This is a genomic window from Runella sp. R0.1_18, from assembly GCF_057652155.1.
The window spans coordinates 303,888-325,764 of sequence record NZ_JBYFCK010000007.1; the positions used below are offsets into that span (position 1 = coordinate 303,888).

Below are 21,877 nucleotides of genomic sequence, written 5' to 3' on the forward strand. Positions count from 1 at the left end.
AGTTTATGATTAAAAAAGATGAACTATTTTTCGTTGTCGTCGAACAAAATCCGAATCGAAGGAGTGTAATCGTCGTCGTATTGTCCTTGGCGTACCGACCATACAAAGGCGATTAAAAAGCCGCCTGCGACAAACAGACTGATGCAGAGCAGGATGATGAGAGCACTCATAGACGTATTTATGTTTGAGAATGTTGAAACTGGATCAGCTTGTTAGAACTGACGACCTCCCAAAAGTAGGTTTGGAGGGGCGGGATTAAGATGAGGGAAGTCAGTCCCCAAAACTGACTTTGGTCAGTTTTGGCAGATCTGTGTACCTTTGCCGAACTATCTTCGTGGATTAATGAATATCTTATTTTTTAAACTGACCATTATTCCGTTGGTCATTGGACTGATTACGCTGATTAGCCGTAAGTGGGGGAATCGGGTAGGGGGAGTGGTTGGGAGTATGCCTTGGGTAGCGGGGCCTATCTTGGTGTTTTTTATTTTGGAGCAGGGTAAAGACTTTGGCATACGCGCTATTCCAGGCATTTTGATGGGAATCATCGCGCTGGTGAGTTTTTGTTACTGCTATGCGTTATTTTCCAAACGGTTGAAGTGGCTACCAACGCTGCTGATTTCGTACGTGGCTTTTGCCCTCACGGCGCTCGTGTTGGATGCAATTCCGCTGACAATTTGGGGAATTTACGGCTTGGCTTTGGTCGTGATTACGATTGCCTTGTATTATTTTCCACGCCCCTCAGTGGGACAAGCGGCTCCTTCCCGAGCCAAGCCTCCGAAGTATGATTTATTATTTCGGATGTTGGTGGCGACCCTTTTTGTCCTGACGATCACAGGACTGGCAGCGGTTCTTGGTCCAAGCTGGAGCGGGGTTTTGACGCCTTTTCCGATCTTGACCTCGATTTTGGCCATTTTTAATCATTATTTACAAGGTAGTACGGCGGCTATAACGGTCTTGCGAGGGATTATGATTGGCCTCGTGGGCTTTACGACGTTCTTGTTTTTGCAGGCGTTTTTGCTCCACGAGTTTTCGGTTGTGGTAGCGTTTTTGATAGCACTGGTGGTTAATGCTGTGATTAATCTAGTTTCGAGCCGTATGTGGGGGTAGTTAGGGAAAGAGAGATTTTGCTACGTTGGTTTTACTAATTTTAGACCAAACTCCACTAAATGGTCAAAATCGCCATCGGTTGTATGTAGTTCCATATCCAGATAAATAGCGATGGCTGCTATCCATAAGTCATTTTTGCCCATATTGCGAGCTGACAGCCCTTTTGGCAAGCGCTGATTTTGTAATTTATCCTGACTATAGGCATCTACTTCTGCATAAATACGAGTAATTTCTCGATTGAGGTCAGCAATAGGGTAATTATCAAGGAGGTGTTCGAGGAATTTAACTTTTTGATAGCCCCAATCCGCTTTGAGGGCAAAGGCTTCTAATTCGCCTACAACAACAATTGGGATGACCGCACGAGTAGGCAGGATTTTGTTGAGGCGTATATGCCTGATAACCAGATTTGTGTCAAAAATCATTGGTCGTTATCAAGCATTTTTTCCATGTCTTTCCATTCGGCTTCAGAGAACCCTAAATCGGGCATAGGTAGAGGCTGCTTAGAGGCTACTAAATCAAAAAAAAGTTCCGTGCCAACGGCTTTAATGATGGCAGGATCGTAAACATTGCTTTGCCCTTTCTTCATCTTAGGCACTCTAACCCCATTCACTATAAAAGCGTCAGGCGTCTCCATTATTTTGTGAGTTTGAATTGCCATACTGTTCTTATTTGTTAACAAAAATAGAATATATCTGTGAAATCTATTAGTCATTCACATACAAAAACCGCACAGGCTTCTTCAATAGTTCAGGATATGGAGTACAAATTTGTGAAATGTGTCGATGAACATTTCCCCCTCACAACCGACGCGCAGCCGCAATGCGGCTTGAAATCGTGGTAAACAAAACAATTGAAATAGAACTGGCTGGCATCAAAATCGCCGCAATCACGGGTGAAAGATTTCCCGTAAGGGCAAAACTCAGTCCAATAATGTTGTAAATGATGGAAATAATAAAACTTTGAATGACAATACTTCGTCCCGACTGTGCAAGCCGCACAAAGTGAGGGAGTATTGAAAGCTGGTTTCCTTCTAAAATCCCATCGCAAGCGGGTGAAAAATTGTTGATATTGTCAGATACGGCTATACCTACGTCACTTTTGATGAGTGCCCCAGCATCGTTCAAGCCATCGCCTACCATCAAGACTTTGTGGCCTTGTCGTTGTAAATTTTCAATAAATCGAAGTTTATCGTCAGGCTTTTGATTAAAATTGAGTTGCTTGAGCGAACCAAACAATTCACTTAGCATTTCGACGTCGGTAGGTTTGTCTCCCGACAATAAATAGGTTTCGTAATGCCTTTGTTTTAGGTTGCTGAGTGTCTCGGCCAAGTTATCACGGTATTGGCTTTGGATGTCGAAATAGCCTAAAACTTTACCTGCAAAAGCGAAGTAAACGTGGCTACTATTGCTGTCTATAACAGGAGCTATTTGTGAGGCGTCAGAAGTCGTAAAGGCTGCTGAACCTAATCGTACGGTTACCTCTTCTCCGAGTTTTCCTTCGATTCCTTTGCCTTCTAACTCATTAAAATCACTCATCAGTTGTTCTTTGGGAACGTGCTGAAGCGATTTTGCAATCAATCGGCTCAGCGGATGTGACGATTGCTCACAAAGGGTACGAACAATGCGCTGCTGAATGTGGGTAAGGGGTTTGCCGATAAACTGCACTTGGGCGGCGTCGGGGAGGGTTAGTGTCCCTGTTTTGTCAAAAACTACCGTGTCGATTTTTGATAAATTTTCAATGATTTGGGCGTTTTTAAGGTAAAGCTTGTGTTTACCAAACATTCCTAACATATTCCCATTGGTAAAGGTATCAGAGAGCAGCAGCGCACAAGGGCAGGCTACAATCAAAATCGTCGTAATGGCGTTGATGCCACGCGGTAAGTCTCCCATAAGCATCCAGTAACCTAACGCCCCAAAACCTAGCGCTAGTAGTGCCCACGAAAAGTAATAATTGATTTTACCTACCATCGTCTGTTGGGCATTTTGCTGCTGTTGCGTGGCCGAGTCGTTGTTCCAAAGCTGAGTTAAATAACTCTGAGATACGCGTTTGGTTACTTCGACTTCGATAGCGCCTCCTACTTGACGGCCACCTGCATAAATCAGTTCATTGCGCGTTTTTTCAATTGGCACCGATTCTCCCGAAACAAAACTATAATCAATCATTGCCCGTTCGCTCACTAGGCGTACATCGGCAGGAATCAATTCTTTGTTACGAATCAAAATCAGGTCGCCAGGCTCTAAGTCGGTTACGAGTAATTGGTGATTGGTGATTGGGGACTGGAGACTGGTGTCAGATACCTCCTTTGTCGGTATGACAGCGTCTTTCCCTCTGCCCAACAACGTCACCGCTACAGGAAAATAGGATTTATAGTCGCGGTCAAACGAAATAGCCGAGTAGGTTTTGTCTTGAAAATACCTCCCTAGTAGCATAAAGAACACAATGCCTGTCATCGAGTCGAGGTAGCCAACACCCGTTTGGGTGCCAATTTCGTACAAACTCCGAACGAAAGTGACCAAAATGGCTAAGGCGATAGGGGCGTCAATATTGAGGAAGCGTTCGCGGATGGATTTCCACGCAGATACAAAGAAATCGGAAGCGCTGTAAAAAAATACGGGCAAGGCCAGTACCACACTAAAAATACTGAACATTGTTTGCAAACGATGGTCGAGCTGTGTATCTCCCAATCCAAAATAATCGGGGAAACTCATCATCATGACGTTGCCAAAGGCAAAACCCGCAATCCCAATTTTGTACAAACGCGTACGGTTGGTTTTGGGTGTTTTCTGCGCTTCGATGTCTTGCAAACTAATGTAAGGCTCGTAGCCGATGTAGGTAAGGAGCTCGGCAAGTTTGCTTAGGCTAATTTTTTGTTCGTCGATTACGACGCGGGCTTTCTTTTCGGGGAAATTTACCAACGACGAAATCACGCCTTCGTGCAAGCGGTGTAGGTTTTCCAACAAATACACGCACGAACTACAGTGCATTTGAGGGAAAAACCAGTTGACGTGCGTTTGGCGACCGTCGGTAAATTCAATGATTTTATTGTGAACTTCGGGCAGGTCTAAGTACGCGTATTTGCCTGCGTAGTAATTTTTATCGGGCGATACGCCTGGGTTTTGCGTCAGGTCGTAGTAGTTGCAGAGTTGATTCTCTTGGAGAAGTTCATAAACGGTTTTGCAACCTTCGCAGCAAAACGGCTTATCGTCATGCACGATGACGTGGTCTTCGCAGTCGGCGCCGCAGTGGTAACATTGAACTTCTACGGTAGGTGAAATGGATTGCGACATAGAATGGACATTTTTGTAGTGAGTCAAAAATGCAACTCAACCCAGCGGAAGTATATGACCAAAGTCAGTTTTTGGGGCTAATATTGGTCAGGATTTGTGGGTTTTAGCGCTTCCCGATAAGAACGAACTTCGATTTTAACGGCAAATAGGGGGTATATGGGTGGAAAGAGGTTGTTTTGCTTCAAAAACAAACATTCATGGAAACACCTTCGTCTGTATCACTCCGCCGCTACGACCTCGATTGGCTGCGGATTATTTGTATCATTATTTTACTTTATTACCACGTTGGAATGATTTACGTACCTTGGGACTGGCACATCAAAAGCACCGAAAAAAGCGAAGTCATGCGTTGGGTGATGATTTGGTTGCATTATTGGCGGATGCCTCTGCTGTTTTTTATTTCGGGCGCGGGCACTTACTTTGCCCTTCGTACTCGTACGCTGGGTGGATATGCGTCTGAGCGCGTAAAGCGGTTGTTTGTACCGCTCGTTTTTGGGATGTTCGTCATTGTTCCTCCTCAAATTTACTACGAACGGATTTTTAACGGAACTCACTTTGCTTCTTACGCCGATTTTTATCGAACCGTCTTTGACTTTGTTGCCTATCCCAAAGGAAGCTTTAGCTGGCATCACTTATGGTTTGTTGCCTATTTGTTTCTGTATTCTCTTGGTAGCATTCCTTTATTTTATTGGTTAAAAACTCCCCAAGGCGAACGTTTCGGCCAAACAATCGAAAAATGGGTTTCTTACAAAGGCGGAGCGCTTGCCTACGCCCTGATTTTGATTGTGAGTCAAGTGGTGCTAAAACCTTACTTCCCCGAAGAAACCCACGCGTTGATGGACGATTGGGCCTATTTTACCTTCAATTTATTGTTGTTTTGGGGTGGGTATTTGTTGGTGAGTCGGCGGGTGCTGTGGGAGGAAATGGCGCGTCAACGTCGTATTTATGGTGGTGCTACGCTATTTTTGACGGTTGTTTTATATTCCTTGTACTATTTACGCAGATTTGTCTATCCCGAGTGGGACGAGATGACTTGGTACGACGTCGTTTGGGACATTAATGCTTTTTGTTTGACGTGGTTTTCGGTCGTTGCGACTGTGGCCTACGGCTATCAATACTTAAACCGCCCGCATCCTGCGCTCAGCCAACTCAATGAAGCCGTCTATCCATTTTACATTCTACACCAAACTGTCATTGTCGCCATTGGCTTTTATGTACTAAAATGGAATATCGGCGTTTGGCCTGGTTTTCTTTTGGTAAGTACTTTGTCTTTACTTATTAGTATAGGACTTTATTGGTTGATTATCAAGCGAATAAAAATTCTTCGTATCTTCTTTGGATTGAAATAATAGTTTCGCAGTTTGCGTCAGAGACGCAATACCACAAGGTTCCCAAAGCGAAGTTTGGGAACCGCTCTCGCCCCGACATCATGTCGGGGCGGGCACGGGTTCGCGTCTCCGACGCGATAAATGCAAGCGTTCGTAGGAATCATTTTTGATGCTAAACCTGCAAGTTCTATGCAATACCCGTTTCCCGAGACCTTTGCCGACGGTACCACGGTTGAAATTCGATTGGAAAGAGAAAGTGTGCTCTACGAGCGGAAAATTACGTGGACATCGACGTTGATTGAACATCAAGTGGCCTCTTTGGCATACTCAGGCGAAAACCTTTTGCGAGATGCAGAGGTAGAAAAGGCAAAGTTGCCGCCTTTTGCGTTAGCGTTTTATAAGTTTTTGTTTTTTAAAGGACAAATCCCTACTGAGCAAGAACTATGGGCGCAGTACTTAATCGCGCATTATGGGGTGCTAGACGAAACTCGGATTCAATTTTTTCGGAAAGGGACGTGGCGTGTTTACAATGCCGATGCGGTGAAAGCAAGGTTGTTACGCAGTTTTCCGTCGCTGATTCGAGACTTCCATTTTTTTGTACTTTGCCAAGAATCGGGGCGGTTTCAAGAAGTGAAATATTCCTTGCGTGACGACTATTTCAATGGTGTGGACTTGACTGTAACGTACCAAAATAAAACGTTTCGGGTGGCGGTTATGCTCAATTCCGAACGGGCAAGGCAGTTCAAAGAGCAAAAATACAGTCGCCATGCCGCAACGTCGGAACAAGAAGTGGTTATGCTTTTTGATTTGCCTCGAAGCGAACAAAACAAAGGAAAAATAAAGCTATTTTCGTCTCAACACATCCAACAACTCATCACTGAATTAGAAAAAAGAACGCATGAATTACCACGTATTTGACGATTACGAAGCCCTTTCAGAACACGCCTCTGAGTTTATTTTGAATTACGTTCGACAAAAACCAACGGCGACGATTTGTGTAGCCTCGGGCGAAACACCGTTGTTGACCTTCCAAAAAATTGTAGCCAAAGCCCAGCCTGGTGATTTTGACCAAGCGACGTTTGTGGGCTTGGACGAATGGGTGGGCATCTCGCCCGACAATCCTGGAAGTTGCCGCTCATACATCGACGGGCCGTTGATTAAACCTCTTGGCATTCCTGCCGAACGTGTTTCGTTTTTTGACAGCCTTACCGACGATTTGGCCGCCGAGTGCGAACGTGTCAACGAATTTATCGCAAGCCGTGGCGGCTTGGATGTGATTATGGTGGGAATTGGTATGAACGGGCATTTGGGCTTAAACGAGCCTGGGACGTCGTTTGATACCTATGCGCACGTGTCTGATTTAGAAGAAGTAACAGCTTCGGTGGGGCAAAAATATTTTGAGTCAAACACCCCACTAACGCAAGGAATTACGGTCGGCCTTCGTCATGTGTTGGAGGCCAAAGTAGCCATTGTCATCGCCAACGGTGCTAAGAAAAAAGCGATTATTGAGCGTGTGCTCAACGAACCCGTAGGTGAAAACCTACCAGCTTCGGCCTTAAAACTTCACCCCAATAGCCATTTGTGGGTAGATGCGGCGGCTAATCCCGCTTAGATTTTTTTGCGTAGAACGTCAAAGATGCCTTTGGTAAAGGCACTAAGTGGAACGGTTGACATGATTCTTAAATCGTCAAGAAGCGTAGTGTCTTCGTCCAGAAAAGCAAACAAACGCGGTGTGGGATTTTTCTGATAAAGCGCGGTAAAAACTTCTTTCCCCGAAGCGCGACTTTTGAGGAGAACGTTTAACAACGTACTGTCAAGTAGGGCTTTAAAACGTTTTTTGAGGGAACGTTTTGGGGGAAGTGGCTTTCCAATGGTGACCAAATTTTTGACCAACTCGCGCGTAAATCGCTGTGTACGCTGAAACGCATAGCCCGTCGAGGCTTTGACGTAGCCCCCTCCCGTACCAATGCGAAAAACATGCTCTCCTTCCAGAGAGGGCGTAGGTTCGTCGGTCATTGGAATAACACCAAATTCTTCATGTTCAATGCGAAAGTCGCTGATTTTCAGGAAGTTTTTGATGTAAGCATGAAGCTCGGCGTCGTATTCGGCGGAGGGTAGTAGTTTGTCCGAAAAAATGGTGTATTCAACCATCGCCCGCGTAGGGCTTTCGGGCAAAACGTACATAAAACGTACACCAAGGCCGCGTTGTTCTACCCGATAGTCCATCATAACGGGGCAGTTGGGGTCAAAAACAGGCACGTCAGTTTCGATTTCCCAACCTTTGAAATGCTGAAGTAGGTTGTGGGAATCGGGTAGGTTGAGTTTCAGCGAATGGGTGCTATCAAAGACATAGCCACCAAGGTATTGATTGTTTTCGGTGATGATAAAACCACCGTTGGGCGTGTCTTTGATTCGCTCAATGCGTTCTTGAGCAAACGTGATATTGGGATTTTTGGCTAAATCGGTTTTGATAAAAGTATAAAAATCAATGCCCCGAAGCCATTTGTAGGAATAAGCCCCTAGCTCAAGTGCCGACGAAAAATTAGCGCCATGAAAAAACACTTGATTCCATTGGCGGTGTACAATCGAATCAAAAGGGCTTTGACGGTCTTTTTCCCAATAACACCAAGTCCGATCGTTTTTGGACTTGGTGTCTTGGTCAATAATGAGAATGGTTTTTTCGCGCAGTACCGTTTGGTTCATGTAATAAGCCAAACTAAGTCCTGCTAATCCTCCTCCTGCGATGATGAAGTCGTAGTTTTGCATGTACTATTATTCATAGTGGCCTTCGAGTGCTAGAATACGAACAGAATTGTCATAGACTTTATACACCATGCGATGCTCATCGGTGATTCTGCGAGACCAGCAACCAGCAAAATTGCCTTTAAGTGGTTCGGGTTTTCCTATTCCTTCAAAAGGATTTCTTGCAGTTTCGACGATGATTCGGCAAATTCGAGAATGCACTTTTTTATTGGTACTCGCCCATTCAGAAAGTTGTTCAAATGCGTCTAAATCGAATTCAACTTTTCTCATGGATGAAAAGTTTTAAATTTCTCAATATCAATGTCTTCATTCGCATTCATTCTTGCTGATACCGATTCAAATTCTTGAATAGAAAAGGAAAGAACTTCTTTGCTTTGAAGTGCATTTTGAACTTTAGTTTTTGTTATTTCACTCAAGTCTGAAGGCTCCTCCACCGTCAACTTAAGCCGACGGCCTTTAAACAAACTTCGGAGCGACTCCAGGAAATTTTCGTTTAGTTCATCTGCGTCTATTTCGTAAGTGACGGTCATGGGTGTATAACTATTAAAGTGAAAACTTGCTTAAATCGGTACGTTGACGTGGCGCTCAGAGTGGTAGCTCGAACGAACGAGTGGTCCCGACTCTACGTATTTTAAGCCCCGTTTGAGCCCTTCTTCGCGGTACATAGCAAAGGTGTCAGGGTGAATCCACTCAATCACTTCGTGGTGCATTTTGGTTGGCTGCAAATACTGACCCAACGTAAGAACGTCCAAGCCGTGCGCTACTAAGTCGTCCATGGCCTTAAACATTTCTTCTTGGGTTTCACCCAAACCAAGCATAATACCTGATTTGGTACGCTTTCCGTAGGCTTTAGTACGCTTGATTTGTTCCAAACTACGCTCGTATTTGGCTTGTGGGCGTACCGCACGGTAAAGACGCGCTACTGTTTCTACGTTGTGAGAAACCACCTCTTGTCCTGCCGAAATCATACGCTCCAGTGCTTCCCAGTTTCCTTTGGTATCAGGAATGAGCGTTTCAATGGTAGTAGCAGGGCTCAATTCTTTGGTTAAAACGACGGTTTGGTGCCAAATTTCGGCGCCACGGTCTTTTAATTCATCACGGTTGACCGACGTAATAACGGCGTGTTTTACGCCCATTGTTTTGATGGCTTCGGCCACGCGGCGTGGTTCGTCGGCATCGTATTCGTTGGGGCGGCCCGTGGCTACGGCACAAAACGAGCAGCTGCGCGTACAGACATTCCCCAGAATCATAAACGTGGCCGTACCCTCACCCCAGCATTCGCCCATGTTGGGGCAGTTGCCACTTTCACAAATGGTATGGAGTTTATTGGTATCAACAATCGTCCGAACTTTACGGTATTCTGGCCCAGTCGGAAGTTTAACTCTTAGCCAATCGGGGCGTTTTTTGCGCTCAGATGCGATAACAGGGAGTTCTATCATTGCTTTATTGCGTGATTTATCACGAATTGTAAACGGTTCATTAAGGTTTGGGCACATACTCGGTGCCCGAGGTGGTTCCAATGCGCCTCATCCTTTGCTCGACAACAAATCCCAGTGCGTTCTAGTTTCTCAATCGCCGATGGAACGTTTCCCAATATTTCTATACCATTTCGTTGCATCAGCAGTTCATACGGTGTTTTCATTTGGGCGAACGGAATTATGGGTGTGTCCACAGGAAAACTTACGAGGGTCGCATTGTTTTTGTTACAAATTAACTTAATTTTTTTAATGCCTAAGTCAGTTATTTTTTCTGCTTTCTGATAATCTTTGGGGTTAAATGCCTCATGTTGAGCCTGATGAGCGGCTTTTTTTGAAAGAGACCCTTCGAGTAAAATCTTTATTTTGGGGACTAAAAACGAAAGAAGTTTGGAATGATTAAGTAGAAAACGTGCAAGTGAGTTTTGAACAGGATTGGCGTAATAAATTTCCCCTCGAAGGTTAAGGTAAGGCCGTCGCTGTTGGTTGTTGTGGTAAATGCTTGCTTTTTCTAAATCAAAACTATTGTTGATAAAGTCGTTTTCGCAAAATTGAAGAACCACCACGTCGGGTTTGATTTTGTCAATGACTTGTTCGAGTTGCATAGCTTCCTGAATCGTACTGTGGCCGCCCGTGCCGTTGGCAAAAACCTCGATGGGCAGTTGTTGGCCAAGCAGCGAAAAATAGGTGCTGTCATCGGAAGCATCAATGGCTTGGGTGAAAGAGTCGCCGATAAAAAGGACTTTGGGGCGGAGTGAGGTTGTATCGCCGAAGCGACGAAAACCGTCTTGATTGGTGGTATATGAAAGCGAATAAGGCTGACCACATCCATCGACTTTAGGCAGCTCATAGCGAACGTTTCGTTGGGTAATCCAGCCCAAATAAGGGTCTGATTGGAGATAACTGAGGCCCTTTTTAGAAAAGAGCCTCATCCCAATTTCGATAATTCCTAACGTAAAAAGACAAGAGAAAAAAAAGAGTAAAACGTTCTGAAACAGTGACTTCATTTTTTATTTCCAAAAAACAACGTCACGTAGCCAGAAGTAAATAAGCTACGATTTTCGGCAAAGGGAATAATGACGGGAGCTTTGCCAAAAAGCTCAGTTAAGAAGCCAATTTCTACGCCTGTGAGGTTGCTACGAAACGCACTCAACTCAAAACTAAAAGCCATTTTAGCGTTGATACCAGGAATAATTTTTGAGTTGCCTAAGCCTTGGAGAATATTACCAGAACCAAGAATGTTGCCTAAGTCAGTATGTTTGAGGGGGTCATACGCTTCAGTCCGAACAACGCCTGGACGGACTTGGTACTGAATATAATAAGGTTTCAAAATACCAAGTGATACCCCCGCTGCTAGGATGCCGTTGATGGAAATCCCTTCGTCGTTGTTGCGATTCGATAAGATAATTTCGCGGCCATACTGAGGGCGTAGTACAAAAAGATAGTTCTGCTTGCCAGGGGTAAAACGCGCGCCTGTGTTGCTCGATTGCGACAATTCTTTGGGGTGACGAACATTTACAAGCTCAAGACCCAAATAACGGTATTGGTTGCGACCAAAGAGTTCTTTATCGATTTGAGAAGAATGACGAAATACAAAACCACCCAGCAAACCAGAATTGGTATTGGTGGTCACTCCATAGGTAGTAATGGAACTATATTCTTCTTCGCCGTCGTCTTCGGCATTGGTTTTAGTACGACGTTGTTGGCTCCAAGCCGCTTGTACAAGCAACATCAAAGCAAGGGTTATGGTCGAAACAGCTTTCATCTGACTTAGCAAAAATTTTACTTAAACCTACCAAAAATACCTGTTATAGTCAAGTTAATTTACGTGAAAAGGTACAAAAAAGTTGCGTTAGTGAGTGCGTAAGATAAACTATTTTCGGGTACGAGTGGTTCAGAATTTTTTCATAAACCGTAAATTGCACATCAATACACCTTATAACTAGACAACAATGCCTACCGTACAAACCACCTACCTCGGAGAATTGCGCACCGAAGCTGTTCATTTACAGTCGGGTACTACTATTATAACTGACGCTCCCACCGACAATAATGGAAAAGGAGAAGCGTTTTCTCCCACCGACCTTGTTGCGGCTGCTTTGGGAAGCTGTATGATGACCATCATGGGGATTGTAGCCCGTCGTGATGAAATCGACTTGAAAGGTTCACAAATGGAAATAACCAAAGGGATGTCGGCGGAGCCTCCGCGTAAAATTGCGAAAGTAGAAGTGAAGCTTTCGATGCTGACAGGCACGGAGCTAAGCGAAGCCGAAAAAGCCAAATTGGAAAGAGCGGCGCACACTTGCCCCGTAGCGCTGAGCCTACACCCAGATGTTGAGCAAGCCATCACTTTTGAGTGGAAGGTGGGATAAATTGTGTGGAGGGTTGCTCACAACCCTCCACACAAACAGAACAAAAAACAAAACATGAAGACACTACTGAGTTTATTTGTGGGAATGTGGGTCGTTATTGATTTGAATCAATCCATTTTTGCGGAGAAAATTCAAATTGAGAAAGGACCTACCAAAGCCGCTACTTCCTTGGCAGTTGCCAAAAGTTTTGTGGGGACACCTTACGTAGCCCATACGCTGGAACGTTCGCCCGAAAACTTGGTGTGTAATCTTCGCGAGTTTGACTGCTATACCTTTGTGGAGTCGGTGTTGGCAATTACTCATGCTCGTCATCAACAAAAATCCTATATGCAGTTCCAAAACCAATTGGTTCAAATGCGTTACCGAAACGGCGTTATTGATGGCTACGGTTCGCGTTTGCATTATTTTTTGGAATGGAAATTTCAGGGGGAAGTCAAAGGGCTTTTTGACGATGTGACCGAAGAATTAGGAGGGACAAAAATCCAGCCTTCCATCAATTTTATGACGTCGCACCGCGCGGCCTATGCGGGTTTAGTTGAGGAAAAAGACTTCCTAACGACCCAAGAAGTGGAGGCGAAACTGTCGAGTAAATCGTGGCATTATCTCCCCAAAAAAGAGGTAGAAGGCATTGAGCCAAAATTGCAAGACGGTGACATCATTGGCATTACGTCGGGCATTGAGGGGTTGGATTTTAACCACGAAGGTTTTGTCGTGAAACGCAATGGCCGAGCGTATTTGTTGCACGCTTCGCTCGAAGCCAAAAAGGTGATTGTGGCGGCCGAAACCTTGTCGGATTACCTCCAACGGGTCAAAAAGCACAGCGGTATTGTGGTTTTACGCATCAAATAAGCTTAGTTTTTATGAAAATAGGCATTGCTCAATTACAGTCGGTCAGGGGAGATATTGCCCAAAACAAAGAAAAACACCTGCGTTTTGTGGCGCTTGCGGCGGAGAAACAAGCAGATTTTTTGGTCTTTCCTGAATTGTCGTTGACCAATTACGAGCCGCTTTTGGCCGAAAGTCTAGCAGTGGAGAGTGACGATGCGTTGTTGGATGAATTTCAGGAGCTGAGTAACCTACATCGCATGACGATTGGCGTGGGGATGCCCACCCGAAGTGCGGTTGGGCTACATATCAGTTTGGTGTTGTTTTGCCCGCACCAAACGCGCTTGGTTTATTCCAAAAAATACCTTCATGCCGACGAAGAACCGTTTTTTGTCAGTGGCGAAAATTTTACCACGGTTGAGGTAAAAGATGAAGCCGTAGCGTTGGCAATTTGTTACGAATTATCAGTAGTAGAACATACCGAATGCGCCATCAATAGCGGGGCAAAAGTTTACGTAGCCAGCGTAGCCAAAACCGAAGCTGGCATGGAAAAATCGGCAGAAATTCTTTCCAAATTGGCCAAAGAACATTCAATGACAGTACTCATTGCCAATTGTGTGGGGCCGTGTGAGGATTTTGTGGGGATTGGAAAAAGTGCGGCTTGGTCGCCCGAAGGGTTACTAAAGCAGCTTGACGATGAAACGGAAGGGGTTTTGGTGGTCGATACCAAAACCCATAAGTTCGACGTGGGGATTAATTCCTAGCCGAAAACCACCCTTGGGTCGTTGTGGAGCTTTCCAATTTTTTCTCCAGCGCGTCAGGAAGTTTAGGGAAAAAATCAATGCCCGTGAGGCGTTCAATTTCATCCACACTTACCACAAATGTTTTGAGGTTTTCGCTCGAAAACTCATTTTTCATCAAAAACCCAATCATGCGCGGTTGGCGGTCGGTGAGGCAAAGCGCAATTTTATAATACATTTCGGGAACGGCAATTTCATTGTTTTTACCAATGGTAGGTAAACCAGGCTTTAAAACAGGGCCAGTGACAATGTACAATTCTTCGTCGCGCTGTGCCCATTGACGAAATTTTTGCTCCAAATCGTTCCAAATCCCACGGTTAAAATCGCCCACTTGCGGGCTGATGTTGCTCATATAAAACGTTTCTTGCTTATCGTCGGGTGAAATATTAAAATCTCCCGCAGGCGCTAAGTGGCCACGGTCGTAGCCCGAGCGGGTATAATCAGCGTGCGTAGCCGAACCTGTTTTGACGAGTGGGTCGGGAACAAATTTATTCCCATCGCGGGAAAGGTACGCACGGGCTTCGTCACCTAACAATTTGTAGGCAACCCAATCGGCTTGCTCGTATTGTTCGCGGTACCGAAGCGTGATGCGGTGGTGGCGGATAATTTGGTCGTTGGCGCCGATAGCGGGTAAACCAAAGTCCTTAGCCTTAGAAAAATCAGCATTGTTACTGCTAGTGTTTTCTGGTTCTTCCTCGTCCGAAGTACCTTCAGCATTGCTTTTGAGTCCTTCTTTTTCTAACAAACTACGGTCATCTGAGGCAACATCGTCGTAGGAGGATGTTCGGTCGTCGGAGGCCGTGCTGGTAGGTTCGGGGTTTTTGTAGGGGTTATTTCTGTCCGAAGAGCGCTCTTGATAGATAAATACGCTTTTGATGTCATTCCAAAACGTAACAAGTGGTTTGGTACGGCCACGGTAATGAAGCACCAAACCGATTACGATGAATGTAAATAATAATAAAAGGGTGTTTCCCCAGCGCAAACCTTTACGATAATACATGCCCAACTTTTGTTCTCTGTTTTTTGGTATAAAACGCAAAGAACGGTACAGAAGGTCGAACAACACAACGTTTTTTTTGAACTTCCCAAAAGTTTCCGCACTTTCGAGCCGATATTAGACCAACAAAACGTGCAATCACTACACATCGCAGTTATTGGCGGCGGGGCCGCTGGATTTATGGGCGCCATCACGGCTGCCGAAACTTTTCCCACCGCCAAGGTGACTATTTTTGAAAAAAGCCGCAACGTCCTGAGCAAAGTAAAGATTTCGGGTGGCGGGCGGTGTAATGTTACCAATGCCGCGCCTACGCTCCCCGAACTGGTGAAAGGTTACCCGCGCGGCGCAAAGTTTTTACGACCACTGTTTGAAATTTTCAATAATCAACACACAATTGAGTGGTTTGAAAGCCGAGGCGTAGCCCTCAAAACCGAACCCGACGGACGCATGTTTCCTACGACCGACAGTTCCGAAACGATTATAGACTGTTTGCAACAGGCGGCGCAGCGCGCGGGCGTGGAGGTGCGTACGAGTACGGGTGTCAATGCCATTGTGGCTGATGGAGGGCAGTTCCTGCTGAGGCTCCAATCGGGAGAAGAACTGAGTGTAAATAGAGTTTTGGTGACGTCGGGTGGGCACCCACAGTTGTCGGGCTACGATTGGTTAGCTACGCTGGGGCTCGACATTGAAACGCCCGTACCTTCTCTGTTTACCTTCAATGCACCCAAATTGCCGCTGAAAGACCTGATGGGGGTGTCGGTAGGCAAAGTAGGTGTAAAATTGGCAGGCAGTAAATTGACCGAAGCAGGGCCGATGTTGTTTACGCATTGGGGCGTAAGTGGGCCTGCGGTACTACGTTTATCGGCTTGGGGCGCACGGGAGTTGGCCTCCAAAAATTACCAATTTATGTCTTTGATTAATTTTACCAACCAGAAACCCAACGAAGTGCAAGAACAACTGACTTCCATGCAGCGCGACGTGCAGTGGAAAGGGAAGTTTGTGCCGACCCAGGCCCCTTTTGGAATACCTCAGCGCCTTTGGAAACAATTGGTCGAGCTCGCCAATATCCCCGACACGATGCGCTGGGCTGACTTACCCGCTAAAAACCTACATCGCTTGGTAGAGCAACTGACCAATTTTCAGTTGGAAGTACAGGGAAAAACCACCTTCAAAGACGAATTTGTGACCTGCGGGGGCGTCAATTTAGCCAACCTACATCCCAAAACCCTCGAAAGTCGCCACGTCCCTGGGTTATTTTTTGCGGGCGAAGTGCTCGACATCGACGGTATTACGGGAGGCTATAATTTCCAAGCTGCTTGGACTACGGCGGTGATTGCGGGGGGGAGTATTGGGAGTTAAAACGGCCGCATGGCCTTCACAAAACGATTTTTGAAGTACTTAGAAAACAGATTGTCTTCGCGAACACCTTTGGACGACGAAGCGTGAATGAATAGAATGTCGTTTTTGCCGCGCACTTCGGTCACAATGCCCACGTGCGAAACGTAGCCTGCTTTGCCCGCGTCGGGTACGTAGAAAATCCAGTCGCCAGGACGGATGTCGTGTACTTCCTCGACTTCCGTGCCAAATTCGGCTTGCTGCCACGAAATGCGGGGAACTTTGAGGCCCACTTCGGTATAAACTGAACAAATCAATCCTGAGCAATCGATGCCTCCTCGGTCGTTTCCGCCACTGCGGTAGGGCGTGCCTGTGTAAGCGCGAGCGCTGCGCACTATGTCGCGTACGTAATTTTGATAAGCACCTTTGGGTTTGGTAAGTAGGGGGCGTTTGGTAGCGGTTGTTTTAGGGGCAGTTCTAGCAGGGGGTGTCGATGACTTGAATACTGCACAGGCGCTCACCAACAGACCAAGAAAAGCGATAGAAATTATGCCTACAAAACGCGTCATTCCGTACTGGGTTAGAATTTACAAAAATAACGCAAGAATAAATAAAATAGCGTGGAGATGGGCGATTTAATCAAAACCAAACATTAGCTAATATCAGTCAGGGCGATGATTTTGTTGTTTTCAAATTGGAAAATAGAACGGCCTTCCAGTTGAATTTTGTCACCTTTTTTGAGTCCCATTGGTAAATCAATGGCCAAAACGGCTTCATAATCCACCTCAATTTCACAAAGGTCGTTTTCGTGTTTGAACGACGTAATGGTTTGAGAACGTTCTGAAAAATAGCCTTTTGACTGCTCCGCCTGCTGACGAATGGCCTCTTTCCCTACTAAATGGAGATTGACTTCGCCATTGGCAATGTTCTCAAACTGAAGATTTTCGTCGAGGTGAGCCAACATGCCTTCTACATCAAATCGGTTGTAGGCTTCGACGTACGCTTGTATGATTTGTTCGCGTTCTTGCATAGAAATTAGGGGTAAAATGAGTGCAATTTTAGGTTTTTTTCAAAACTTCGTCCGTAAAATGAGCACGAAGTTTTGGTTGAGAGAATTTTTCTTGGTTAAAATCACTCGATTTGCCGCGCGGTACCGAAAGTGAAGCCCACTGTGTAGCAAGCATTTTACCAATAAAAACCATCTGGCCCACGTGGTAGGGATAATGCGCCAATTGTCGATTGATGGCTTCCGTTACGGTATGGCCTTGGTTGCGGATGTAAATAACTTTAGGGAGGTCGTCAGAACTTAGAGAATCAAGGGCTTGGAAAAGACAGGCCCATCCTTCTTCCCACCGCTCTAGTACTTCTCGACGGGTGGTGGCATCATTGACAAATTCGGCATCGCGGTTACGGCTTTCCTTTTCCCCATCTGTAGTCAAAAAATCGCTCCAACGCGAAAGCATGTTGCCCCAGAGGTGCTTTACAATGGTGGCTATGCTATTACTTTCTTCATTATAGCTCCAAAACAGCTGTTCATCACTGAGCTGCTGCATTGTTTTATCGCCGAGCATTTTATAATATTCAAATTGTTTACGGGCACTTTCTATGAAATCATTCATATGTGTAGAGTGAGGGATACAAATCAAAATTAATTAATATCCCCAAGGTATGGCTGTTTGGTCTTAACTATTTTTTAGCAGCCGATTGAGCAGTTTGGCTTTTCCAATGTAAATTAGAAAGGTTATGGTTTTGTCAGAGCAATAGTTCGTTCGGCGTTGATTTGGGTTAAAAAGTGCGCATCGTGCGACACCACAATCAGGGTGCCTTGGTACTCATTGATGGCAGCAATTAAAATGTCAATGTTTTGAATATCAAGGTTATTGGTGGGCTCGTCTAGCACAATCAGGTCAGGAGCTTGGCTTCCGATGGTGAGGCAACATAGCATCAAACGCATTCGCTCACCGCCACTCAAAGCGCCGCAAGGCTTATCCCAGGTTTCTTTGTCAAACAAAAACCGATGCAAGCGTATCTTGATTTCGTGTTCTTGCAGTGCCGCGCTGTTGGCCTGTTGGGCTTGTTGTAAAACGCTCAAACGCGGGTCAATCAACGAATAATCTTGGTCGATATATACCGCTTGCCCCGCCGCTCGATGCAAGATTCCTGCCGATGGTTGGAGCGAACCCAACAGGAGTTTAATCAAGGTAGTTTTGCCCGAGCCATTCAGTCCTTTCAACGCAATGCGCTCACCGCTAGTGATTTGGAAGTTTAAATTTTCCAGCCAAAGCGCCTTGTGACCATATATGAAATTGAGTTGGTCGGCCGTAAACAAGATTTTTCCTTTGTGCAAAAAAGAGTTGTTAAATCCAAACTTCATCTTGTCGATGTCGGGAAGGGACGAGCGTAGGTCACGCAATTCTTGGGCAAGGCCGTCAATTTTTTCACCATGAACACTTTTTAGCTTTGAGGTGCTGTTTTCGGCATTGTTTCTCAGGGTGTTCATCATGATGCGCGCCACTCCCGCTTTTTCTTGCTTCTGTTTTCCGCGCGCGTCCAATTTTTGTTGGCGTTCGAGCGTTTCCCGTTCCTTCTCTTTGGCTTTTCGAAGCGCTTTTTCGCGGCTTTGAACGTCGTGTTGGAGGGCATTCGATTGGATTTCTTTTTGTTCGGCGTAAAAATCATAGTTGCCACCATATACGGTAATCCCTCGCTTCCCAAGTTCGCAGACAGTATCAAGCAAATTGAGCAAGGTGCGGTCGTGGCTGACGATAATGAGCGTTTTTTGGGTGGAGGCAACAAGGTCATAGAGCAACTGACGCGCCGCCGTATCTAGGTGATTACTAGGTTCATCGAGCAAGACAAAGTCAGGGTTGTGAATGTCGATTCCTGCTAAAAATACTTTTGTTTTTTGCCCACCACTCAAAGTCGCTAAGGATGCTGTAAGGTCAATTTCGGTGAGCTGCCAATACGCAAAAGCTTCTTGAATCCGTTCCTCTAGCGTCCAATCGTCATCTAGTACGAGAAGGTTTTCTTCCGTGACGTTGCCTGCCAATATTTCTTGCAAAGCAGTTAGTTTTTCGGCTACTCCAAGTGCCTCCGCGACCGTCAGGTGGTTAAATTGACCTACTACTTGTGGTATATAATAGGGCGTTGCTTGCACCATCCGTTGACCAGTAGAAGGGGGCAGTTCGCCCGCAATGATTTTCAACAACGTCGATTTTCCTGAGCCATTGTGGCCAATTAATGCGATTTTTTCGTGGGTATTTACGGTCAAATGAAGCTCATCAAACAACCGTGATTTGTTGGGGTGTAGATAGGAAATATTCTGGAGAATCAGCATGATTTCTTTCTTTAGGAGTGAATAAAAAAGCACGTGCCGCCGCATTGCGACGGGGCTATTTATTGAATCGGAAAGAAAGTGAATCTCACATGAAAGTAGTAAATTGGACGCAGAGGGGCTATTGTATCTGACGTCTGAATGACAAAACAAAGGTAAAGGGATTTTTGAAACTTAGGAAGGCTTTTCAAATTTTTGCAGCCAAACCGCCATTAGGTGGCATCGCGCGTGTTGCTCATTGGGGTTGAGTTCGATAAATTCTTTTTGGGTAAGAACTGCCCGATTATAATCACTGAGAAGACCTCGTTTATTAAAATCGGTTGGCATGAGCGTACTCGCCATTCCTGTGCAGTTGGTGAGGGTACTGATCGAATAGGCGTCATCTAGTAGGTCATAACCAATAAATTCAAATCCGTCGAGTTGCACTTGATGGCAAGGTTCAGCGGGTTCTTTTACGACCGCAAGCAAATGATAACACGGAGAATTGATTCGCCGAAGCACATATTCGGGAGAATCATAAAATCCTGTGATCCAGTCGCCATCACAAATAATATGTGCCCAATCCTCACTACTGTTAAAATCAGGCTCGACGACCGTGGGGTTGAGCAATGAGTCTAAGGAAATCATTTCTTCCAAATGGGGCAAGCCGTACCAAGCGGTATAGTCGTTCCATGAATGTCCTTCGGCATGGTACTGAGGAGTAAAGGGAGCGATGGCGGTGTACCAAAAAGTCATTGTTTGTGCTGATTAATTGGATATTTTTGCTAAAGTGTTAGTATTCAATTGCTTAGGAGAAACTTCATTTATGTAATTTTCTTTGAGGATGTCATAAAACGAGTGTTTATCCACGAGTGTGGCAATCATATTGGCCACAAATGCACCTAGCAAAAGAAAGAAAATGATACTATGACGGTCGGTCATCTCGAAAATGATAATGGCAGAGGTAAACGGGGCACGCGTAACCGCCGTGAGAAAACTGGTCATTCCGATTAAGATTAAAATATCGGCATTGCTGTCGGTTAGCTGTAGCAGTTGAGCGATGAGTGCTCCAAAGCTAGCCCCTGCGCTCAAGGAGGGAGCAAATACACCACCTGCCCCACCAAAACCAAAGGAGGCAATCAAGCCGTTCATTCGAATAAGTGGCAAAAACCATTCAACGGTTTTATTGTCGCTAAACAAGGTTCGTTCCATAAGTTCTTTCCCAGAGCCCATGGCTTCAATACCGAAGTAGTAAATACAAGTTGCGATAAATAAAGCACAACCGACAACAATTCCTGCTTGTCTGATGGTATTTTTTTGGGCGTTGACCCAGCGCATAAATCGCAATAAAATACGACACATATTACTTCCAAAATACCCCGCAACTATCGCCACAATCAGGATTCCAAGATAGACCCAATAACCACTAAAATTGGTTTTGGGATAGCCGAGATAAAGATAAGGCCCCGAAAAACCTTGGGCGGTTAAGCCTGCAATGATAATAGAAATGAAAAGAGGAGATTTGTAGTATTTAAAATGGAATTTGGAGAGTTCTTCGATGGCAAAAATAATCCCTCCTAGTGGCGTGTTGAAGGCCGCCGCCAATCCCGACGCGGCGCCAGCAATCAATACGTTTTTTTGAGCGATAGGAGCCCACCATTTGGGTAACCATTGATAAACTTGGTTAAAAATAGAGCTTGCTATCTGAATCGTAGGCCCTTCTCTACCCGAAATGCCGCCTCCAATGACCTTGACTGAACTCGCAACAATTTTTATAAGGACGATTTTTAGGCTCAAAAAATGAACAATTAATTTGCTGCTTTTAGGTTTCGTGAGTTCGATGGCGGCCATTACTTGGGGAATACCGCTTCCTTTGGAATACGGGGCAAAATACTTAACAAGCCACCACGATACTAAAAAAGAAATGGGGGTGCTGACAAAAATGTAGAGCTTGTTTTGGTGGTAAATGTAAAATGAGAGCTTTTCAGAATAGCTGAAAATTTTGCTGTAGAGAAACGCAATCGTTCCTGTCAAAATTGAGGCAAGTAAAAAGGGAAGGAACTGAAGGAACTGTTGCTTGAGTTGAGAATTTGTTTCTAATGTCTTAGAATAAACACTTTTGATGTAGCTAATCAAGGCTATTATCCACTTGTTTTGTCTAATTCGTATGAGCCTTCTTTTATAGGTGATATTCATTCTCTTTTTTTGACAATTTCAATTTCAGGAGATATGCTTCTACCTCAAAATTAGCTTTTATTGTCAAAATATCACTTAA

At 45.1% G+C, this 21,877-nt stretch carries 25 protein-coding genes; 8 read left to right on the forward strand and 17 right to left on the reverse strand.

What is annotated here, in order from left to right; genetic code table 11:
- Positions 1 to 23: 23 nt before the first annotated feature.
- A complete protein-coding gene (gene ccoS, locus AC23P2_RS15190) occupies positions 24 to 170 on the reverse strand; it encodes a cbb3-type cytochrome oxidase assembly protein CcoS (RefSeq protein ID WP_084332276.1) in 147 nt (48 codons plus the stop codon).
- A 172-nt stretch (positions 171 to 342) separates the two neighbouring features.
- On the opposite strand from ccoS, the gene AC23P2_RS15195 reads away from it, so the two are divergent.
- Positions 343 to 1,107 carry a hypothetical protein gene (locus tag AC23P2_RS15195; RefSeq protein WP_487773994.1) on the forward strand — a complete coding sequence of 255 codons (765 nt, stop codon included), beginning with the start codon at positions 343 to 345 and terminating at the stop codon, positions 1,105 to 1,107.
- Positions 1,108 to 1,127: 20 nt separating this feature from the next.
- Here AC23P2_RS15195 and AC23P2_RS15200 read toward each other — a convergent pair whose 3' ends face one another.
- The 3 genes from AC23P2_RS15200 to AC23P2_RS15210 form a co-directional block, all read right to left on the reverse strand.
- The gene (locus AC23P2_RS15200) at positions 1,128 to 1,529 is read right to left on the reverse strand and encodes a PIN domain-containing protein (protein ID WP_487773995.1); all 402 of its coding nucleotides are present in this window, start codon (positions 1,527 to 1,529) and stop codon (positions 1,128 to 1,130) included.
- Complete coding sequence (locus AC23P2_RS15205; protein ID WP_487773996.1) at positions 1,526 to 1,741, reverse strand: hypothetical protein; 216 nt, start codon at positions 1,739 to 1,741, stop codon at positions 1,526 to 1,528. The genes AC23P2_RS15200 and AC23P2_RS15205 overlap by 4 nt, the downstream gene beginning before the upstream one ends.
- A gap of 163 nt (positions 1,742 to 1,904) precedes the next feature.
- On the reverse strand, positions 1,905 to 4,394 hold the full coding sequence (locus AC23P2_RS15210; RefSeq protein WP_487773997.1) for a heavy metal translocating P-type ATPase: 2,490 nt from the start codon (positions 4,392 to 4,394) through the stop codon (positions 1,905 to 1,907).
- A 197-nt stretch (positions 4,395 to 4,591) separates the two neighbouring features.
- Between AC23P2_RS15210 and AC23P2_RS15215 the strand changes: the two genes are divergently transcribed.
- From AC23P2_RS15215 to AC23P2_RS15225, 3 genes are all read left to right on the forward strand, one after another.
- Complete coding sequence (locus tag AC23P2_RS15215; RefSeq protein WP_487773998.1) at positions 4,592 to 5,743, forward strand: acyltransferase family protein; 1,152 nt, start codon at positions 4,592 to 4,594, stop codon at positions 5,741 to 5,743.
- A gap of 168 nt (positions 5,744 to 5,911) precedes the next feature.
- The gene (locus tag AC23P2_RS15220; RefSeq protein WP_487773999.1) at positions 5,912 to 6,640 is read left to right on the forward strand and encodes a hypothetical protein; all 729 of its coding nucleotides are present in this window, start codon (positions 5,912 to 5,914) and stop codon (positions 6,638 to 6,640) included.
- Positions 6,621 to 7,334, forward strand: a complete 714-nt coding sequence (locus tag AC23P2_RS15225) for a glucosamine-6-phosphate deaminase (protein WP_487774000.1) — start codon at positions 6,621 to 6,623, stop codon at positions 7,332 to 7,334. The genes AC23P2_RS15220 and AC23P2_RS15225 overlap by 20 nt, the downstream gene beginning before the upstream one ends.
- Here the strand turns inward: AC23P2_RS15225 and AC23P2_RS15230 are convergent.
- Genes AC23P2_RS15230 through AC23P2_RS15255 form a run of 6 tightly spaced genes read right to left on the reverse strand, consistent with a single transcriptional unit; the run spans position 7,331 to position 11,725 of the window.
- Positions 7,331 to 8,488, reverse strand: coding sequence for a lycopene cyclase family protein (locus AC23P2_RS15230; RefSeq protein WP_487774001.1), 1,158 nt, complete (start codon positions 8,486 to 8,488; stop codon positions 7,331 to 7,333). The genes AC23P2_RS15225 and AC23P2_RS15230 overlap by 4 nt on opposite strands.
- A gap of 6 nt (positions 8,489 to 8,494) precedes the next feature.
- Entirely contained in the window at positions 8,495 to 8,755 is a 261-nt protein-coding gene (locus tag AC23P2_RS15235) for a Txe/YoeB family addiction module toxin (RefSeq protein ID WP_487774002.1), read from the reverse strand.
- Positions 8,752 to 9,015: a hypothetical protein gene (locus AC23P2_RS15240; protein WP_487774003.1), complete on the reverse strand. Its 264-nt coding sequence runs from the start codon at positions 9,013 to 9,015 to the stop codon at positions 8,752 to 8,754. Before AC23P2_RS15240 ends, AC23P2_RS15235 begins: the two co-directional genes overlap by 4 nt.
- 30 nt (positions 9,016 to 9,045) lie before the next feature.
- Entirely contained in the window at positions 9,046 to 9,924 is an 879-nt protein-coding gene (gene lipA, locus AC23P2_RS15245) for a lipoyl synthase (protein WP_487774004.1), read from the reverse strand.
- Positions 9,921 to 10,967 (reverse strand): SGNH/GDSL hydrolase family protein, encoded by a 1,047-nt coding sequence (locus tag AC23P2_RS15250; RefSeq protein WP_487774005.1) that lies wholly within the window; start codon positions 10,965 to 10,967, stop codon positions 9,921 to 9,923. The genes lipA and AC23P2_RS15250 overlap by 4 nt, the downstream gene beginning before the upstream one ends.
- Entirely contained in the window at positions 10,964 to 11,725 is a 762-nt protein-coding gene (locus tag AC23P2_RS15255) for a hypothetical protein (protein WP_487774006.1), read from the reverse strand. Before AC23P2_RS15255 ends, AC23P2_RS15250 begins: the two co-directional genes overlap by 4 nt.
- A gap of 187 nt (positions 11,726 to 11,912) precedes the next feature.
- On the opposite strand from AC23P2_RS15255, the gene AC23P2_RS15260 reads away from it, so the two are divergent.
- Genes AC23P2_RS15260 through AC23P2_RS15270 form a run of 3 tightly spaced genes read left to right on the forward strand, consistent with a single transcriptional unit; the run spans position 11,913 to position 13,921 of the window.
- Positions 11,913 to 12,332 (forward strand): OsmC family protein, encoded by a 420-nt coding sequence (locus AC23P2_RS15260; protein ID WP_487774007.1) that lies wholly within the window; start codon positions 11,913 to 11,915, stop codon positions 12,330 to 12,332.
- Between the two features lie 54 nt (positions 12,333 to 12,386).
- On the forward strand, positions 12,387 to 13,181 hold the full coding sequence (locus AC23P2_RS15265) for an N-acetylmuramoyl-L-alanine amidase-like domain-containing protein (protein WP_487774008.1): 795 nt from the start codon (positions 12,387 to 12,389) through the stop codon (positions 13,179 to 13,181).
- Between the two features lie 11 nt (positions 13,182 to 13,192).
- A complete protein-coding gene (locus AC23P2_RS15270; RefSeq protein ID WP_487774009.1) occupies positions 13,193 to 13,921 on the forward strand; it encodes a carbon-nitrogen hydrolase family protein in 729 nt (242 codons plus the stop codon).
- On the opposite strand, the gene AC23P2_RS15275 is transcribed toward AC23P2_RS15270, so the two are convergent.
- Positions 13,911 to 14,957 carry a DNA/RNA non-specific endonuclease gene (locus AC23P2_RS15275; protein WP_487774010.1) on the reverse strand — a complete coding sequence of 349 codons (1,047 nt, stop codon included), beginning with the start codon at positions 14,955 to 14,957 and terminating at the stop codon, positions 13,911 to 13,913. The two genes, AC23P2_RS15270 and AC23P2_RS15275, sit on opposite strands and share 11 nt — an antisense overlap.
- A gap of 129 nt (positions 14,958 to 15,086) precedes the next feature.
- Here AC23P2_RS15275 and AC23P2_RS15280 point away from each other — a divergent pair, with 129 nt between their 5' ends.
- A complete protein-coding gene (locus tag AC23P2_RS15280; RefSeq protein WP_487774011.1) occupies positions 15,087 to 16,313 on the forward strand; it encodes a BaiN/RdsA family NAD(P)/FAD-dependent oxidoreductase in 1,227 nt (408 codons plus the stop codon).
- On the opposite strand, the gene AC23P2_RS15285 is transcribed toward AC23P2_RS15280, so the two are convergent.
- From AC23P2_RS15285 to AC23P2_RS15310, 6 genes are all read right to left on the reverse strand, one after another.
- Complete coding sequence (locus tag AC23P2_RS15285; RefSeq protein WP_487774012.1) at positions 16,310 to 16,858, reverse strand: C40 family peptidase; 549 nt, start codon at positions 16,856 to 16,858, stop codon at positions 16,310 to 16,312. The two genes, AC23P2_RS15280 and AC23P2_RS15285, sit on opposite strands and share 4 nt — an antisense overlap.
- An 83-nt stretch (positions 16,859 to 16,941) precedes the next feature.
- A complete protein-coding gene (locus tag AC23P2_RS15290) occupies positions 16,942 to 17,319 on the reverse strand; it encodes a nuclear transport factor 2 family protein (RefSeq protein ID WP_487774013.1) in 378 nt (125 codons plus the stop codon).
- A 28-nt stretch (positions 17,320 to 17,347) separates the two neighbouring features.
- Complete coding sequence (locus tag AC23P2_RS15295; RefSeq protein WP_487774014.1) at positions 17,348 to 17,908, reverse strand: DUF1572 family protein; 561 nt, start codon at positions 17,906 to 17,908, stop codon at positions 17,348 to 17,350.
- Between the two features lie 122 nt (positions 17,909 to 18,030).
- Positions 18,031 to 19,626, reverse strand: coding sequence for an ABC-F family ATP-binding cassette domain-containing protein (locus tag AC23P2_RS15300; protein ID WP_487774015.1), 1,596 nt, complete (start codon positions 19,624 to 19,626; stop codon positions 18,031 to 18,033).
- A 171-nt stretch (positions 19,627 to 19,797) separates the two neighbouring features.
- Positions 19,798 to 20,358 (reverse strand): hypothetical protein, encoded by a 561-nt coding sequence (locus AC23P2_RS15305; protein ID WP_487774016.1) that lies wholly within the window; start codon positions 20,356 to 20,358, stop codon positions 19,798 to 19,800.
- A gap of 12 nt (positions 20,359 to 20,370) precedes the next feature.
- The gene (locus AC23P2_RS15310) at positions 20,371 to 21,798 is read right to left on the reverse strand and encodes a chloride channel protein (RefSeq protein ID WP_487774017.1); all 1,428 of its coding nucleotides are present in this window, start codon (positions 21,796 to 21,798) and stop codon (positions 20,371 to 20,373) included.
- Positions 21,799 to 21,877: the final 79 nt, after the last annotated feature.